The sequence below is a fragment of the Ornithinicoccus halotolerans genome (assembly GCF_009602535.1).
GTDB classification, from domain to species: Bacteria; Actinomycetota; Actinomycetes; order Actinomycetales; family Dermatophilaceae; genus Ornithinicoccus; species Ornithinicoccus halotolerans.
The window spans coordinates 1-3,669 of the sequence record NZ_WIQI01000173.1 but is presented as its reverse complement, the minus strand read 5'-3'; the positions used below and the strand labels follow the sequence as shown (position 1 = coordinate 3,669).

General features: G+C 75.9%; 5 protein-coding genes and 1 pseudogene. 3 read left to right on the top strand and 3 right to left on the bottom strand.

All coding sequences use genetic code 11. From position 1 onward, the window contains the following. Window positions 1-345, bottom strand: a pseudogene (locus tag GFJ45_RS15620) (hypothetical protein); the annotation flags it as partial. Next, complete coding sequence (locus GFJ45_RS15615; protein WP_228387186.1) at window positions 342-1,010, bottom strand: RNA polymerase sigma factor; 669 nt, start codon at window positions 1,008-1,010, stop codon at window positions 342-344. The gene GFJ45_RS15615 and the pseudogene GFJ45_RS15620, both read right to left, overlap by 4 nt. Window positions 1,011-1,201: 191 nt before the next feature. Between GFJ45_RS15615 and GFJ45_RS15610 the strand changes: the two genes are divergently transcribed. Beyond that, on the top strand, window positions 1,202-1,807 hold the full coding sequence (locus GFJ45_RS15610; protein ID WP_153398886.1) for a COG4315 family predicted lipoprotein: 606 nt from the start codon (window positions 1,202-1,204) through the stop codon (window positions 1,805-1,807). Window positions 1,808-1,849: 42 nt separating this feature from the next. Beyond that, entirely contained in the window at window positions 1,850-2,938 is a 1,089-nt protein-coding gene (gene cobT, locus GFJ45_RS15605; RefSeq protein ID WP_228387184.1) for a nicotinate-nucleotide--dimethylbenzimidazole phosphoribosyltransferase, read from the top strand. Window positions 2,939-2,945: 7 nt separating this feature from the next. Here cobT and GFJ45_RS15600 read toward each other — a convergent pair whose 3' ends face one another. Beyond that, a complete protein-coding gene (locus GFJ45_RS15600; protein ID WP_228387183.1) occupies window positions 2,946-3,392 on the bottom strand; it encodes a hypothetical protein in 447 nt (148 codons plus the stop codon). A gap of 90 nt (window positions 3,393-3,482) precedes the next feature. Here GFJ45_RS15600 and GFJ45_RS15595 point away from each other — a divergent pair. Beyond that, window positions 3,483-3,669: hypothetical protein (locus GFJ45_RS15595; protein WP_153398883.1), on the top strand; the 187-nt coding region annotated here is incomplete at its 3' end.

Genomic DNA, 3,669 nt, shown 5'->3' with positions numbered 1-3,669 from the left:
CACCACCCAAGAGCTGCTGGAGCGGGTCGCCGACGAGGACGACCCGTCCGAGAACGTGGACCTGTCCGACGCGACCGGCAGCGGCCAGCGCGGGCGCGTCCGGTGGGCCGAGGCGGGCACGGACCCCACCGTGCGGTTCAGCACCGCCTCGTCGAGGCCGGCGGGCGGGTCGGCCGGGGGAGTGGCCGGCAGCACCAGGTCCACGGCGGCGACGACCTCGTCCAGGGCGCGGCGGCAGGAGGGGCAGCCGGCCACGTGACCGAGGGCGTGGGAGCGCTCCGGGCCGGACAGCTGCCCGAGCGCGAGCTCGACGAGAACGTCCTCCTGCAGGTGGGGCTTGGTCACGGCGTCCCTCCTCTCCGGGCGCTCCCGGTGCTGCGGGGCCCGCTGCTCTCGGTCTCTCCCGGGTCACCGGGTTCACCGGGTTCAGTGCCCGGCGGTGCCACCCGCCGCAGCCGGCGCAGGCCGTCCCTGATCCGGGTCTTGGCGGTGCCGAGCGGGATACCCTCGTGCGCCGCTACCTCGGCGGCGGTGCGGCCGGCCACGACGGCAAGGACCACCGCCCTGGCCTGCTCCGGGCTGAGCGTACGCAGCCGGGCCGCGGCCTGCTCGCCCTCGGACCGGCGGACCACCACCTCCTGGGGGTCGTCCGGGCCGGGCGCCAGGGTGTCCTGCAGCAGGCGGTCCAGCTCCTCCCGCTCGGTGGGATCCGCCGGCCGGGTCCGCCGGGCGCGCACCGCGTCGATGGCGGCGTTGCGGGTGATGGCCAGCAGCCAGGTCAGCGGCGAGGCGCGGCGCGGGTCGTAGCCGTCGGCTGCCCGCCAGGCCTTGACGAACGCCTCCTGGGCGACGTCCTCGGCGGTGGCGGGGTCACGGGTGATGGACAGCGCGGTCCCGTACACCGCGGACTGGAACCGGTGCACGAACGCCCGGGTCGCCGGCTCGTCGTCGACCGCCAGGCCCTGCACGAGCGCCACGTCGGCGGCCCGGTCCGCGCGCGACAGCTCCACGGGAGGGGATACGTCCGGGACCGGCCGGGGGATTGGCTGCGACCGGGGCGGCAATCTCCTGGTCGCCGCCGGTCGTACCACCGGTGAGCCCGAGGACACCCAGCCAGCGGGCTCCGAGGACGGTGCCCGGTCAGCGGCGGGACGCCGGCGCCGCCACGGCATCGCTGTCACGTCCCCCAGTGGGAGGAAGCATGCACAGCCACATCCGTCACGCTACCGGTGCCGCCGCGGCCGCGCTGCTGCTCGCCGGCGCCCTGGCCGGCTGCGGGCAGGGCGAGGAGGACGACGCCGCGCCGGGCGGCGAGGCACCGGCGGAGACCGGCGAGGCCCCCGAGGAGACCGCCGAGGAGACCGCCGAGGCCACCGAGGAGACCGGTGGCGCCACCGAGGGGACCGGCGAGGGCCCCGAGGTCACCGCGGCCGAGACCGAGCTCGGGACGATCCTGGTCGACGAGGACGGGATGACCCTCTACCTGTTCACGCAGGACTCGCCGGGCCAGAGCGTCTGTGAGGACGACTGTCTGGAGGCCTGGCCGCCGCTGGAGGGCGAGCCCACCGCCGGTGAGGGCGTCGACGACTCGCTGCTCGGCTCGATCGAGCGCTCCGACGGCACCGTGCAGGCCACCTACGGCGACTGGCCGCTGTACTACTTCGCCCAGGACATGGGGTCCGGTGACGTCAACGGCCAGGGTGTCAACGACGTCTGGTGGGTGGTCGACCCCGCCGGCGAGCCGATCCAGACCATGCCGGGGGAGGAGGACGACGACGGCGGCTCCGCGGGCGGTCGCGACTACTGACCGCGGCCCGTGGCCAGGGCCGGCGTGGCATGATCGCCGACCGTGACGGTCCCCTCCGAGCAGCCCGCGCGCGTGCCCGACTCCCCGGCGACGCGGTGGCACCCGGTCCCGGTGCCGCCGCCGTCGGAGCGTGCGCGCGCCGAGGCGCTGCAGCGGTTCGCCGCGCTGGCCACGCCGGCCGGGGCGCTGGGTCGGCTGCAGCACCTCGGTGCCTGGCTGGCCGCCTGCCAGGGCAGCTGCCCGCCGGAGCCGCTGCAGCGGGTCCGTGCCGTGGTCCCTGCGGGGGACCACGGCGTGGTGCGGTCGGGGGTCTCGGCCTACCCCGCCGCGGTGACGCCGGCGATGGTGCGGGCGCTGGTCAGTGGCGTCGCCGGCATGAGCGTGCTCGCCGCCCAGCACGGCGTCCCGGTGCGGGTCCTTGACATCAGCGTCGACGACGACCTCGCCGACGTGCCCGCCGAGGTGCGGGCCCACAAGCTGGGCCGGTCCTGCGGGGCCATCGACGTCGAGGACGCGGCGTCCCTGGACGCGACCCGGGAGGCGCTCGCGGTGGGTGAGCGGGTCGCCGCCGAGGAGGTCGCGGCCGGCGCCCAGCTGCTCGTCGTCGGCGACCTGGGCAGCGGCAACACCACACCCGCCGCCGCGCTGGTCGCCCACCTGCTCGACCTGCCCGCCGCCGAGGTGACCGGGCCCGGCAGCGGGCTGGACGAGGCGGGGCGGGCCCGCAAGGCCACGGTCGTGCAGCGGGCGGTGGACCGCGCGGCCGGGGTCACCGACCCGCTGGCCCGGCTGGCCGCGCTCGGCTCCCCCGACCTTGCGGTCGCGGCGGGGATCCAGCTGGGCGCGGCCCGGGCCGGCGTGCCGGTGCTCCTGGACGGCGCCATCAGTGTGGCGGAGGCGCTGGTCGCCGAGTCGCTGGCACCGGGGGTGCGCGCTTGGTTCGCCGCCGGTCACCGTTCGCCCGAGCCGGCGCAGGCCCACGCGCTGGCCGCGCTGGACCTGGAGCCGGTGCTCGACCTGGGCCTGCGCCTGGGTGAGGGCAGCGGGGCCATGGCGGCGTTGCCGCTGCTGCGCTCGGCCGTCCGGCTGCTGCGGGACGTGGCGCTGCTGGAGGACCTGCTGCCCTCCTAGCTCCTGCTCACCCGGTGACCGGTTCCCGCTCGGTGCGGGACCGGGCCAGCAACGCCAGCGCCAGTGCCCCGGCGAGCAGGCCGACGTCGCGTAGCGCCACGTCCAGGTAGCTGCCCGTGGAGACCAGGTTGACGATGATGCCCGCCAGCCACAGCGCGACCAGGACGCCACCGATCACCGGTCGCCACGCGACGACGAGGCCGGCCACGACCTCGACCACGCCGACGGCCCACATCGCCTGCTGGGCGGTGCCGGGGACGATCCCGTCGACCCACGGCGCCAGGTAGGCCGGCCAGTCGACCAGGACGTTGGCGAACTTGTCCAGACCGAACAGGATCGGCGCCACCGTGAACGCCGCGCGCAGCAGCCAGAACGCCTGCTCGGCGCCACCCGGGAGCGGCCCTGCCGGCGCCTCGAGGGGGTCGTCGCGCTGGGAGCGGTGGAGGAGAGCCATGGTGCTCACACCTTTCTAACAGAGTGATTCATTGACAGTAGAACCGCGGCAGTGTTGCGTCAAGGGTCGTCTCTGATAGAGGGTGGGTGGGTGGACCAGACGCCAGCCGACGCCCCGGGGGAGCGCCCGGCAGCTCGACCGGCCGAGCAGCGGGCTGCTGCGATCGGAGCCCTGGCCGACCCGGTGCGCCGGGCGCTGTACGACCATCTGCTGCCGCTCGGTGTTCTCCGGGTCGTGGGCGTACTGGATCCCCACGTCGGGGCTGGTGTCGTCGGCA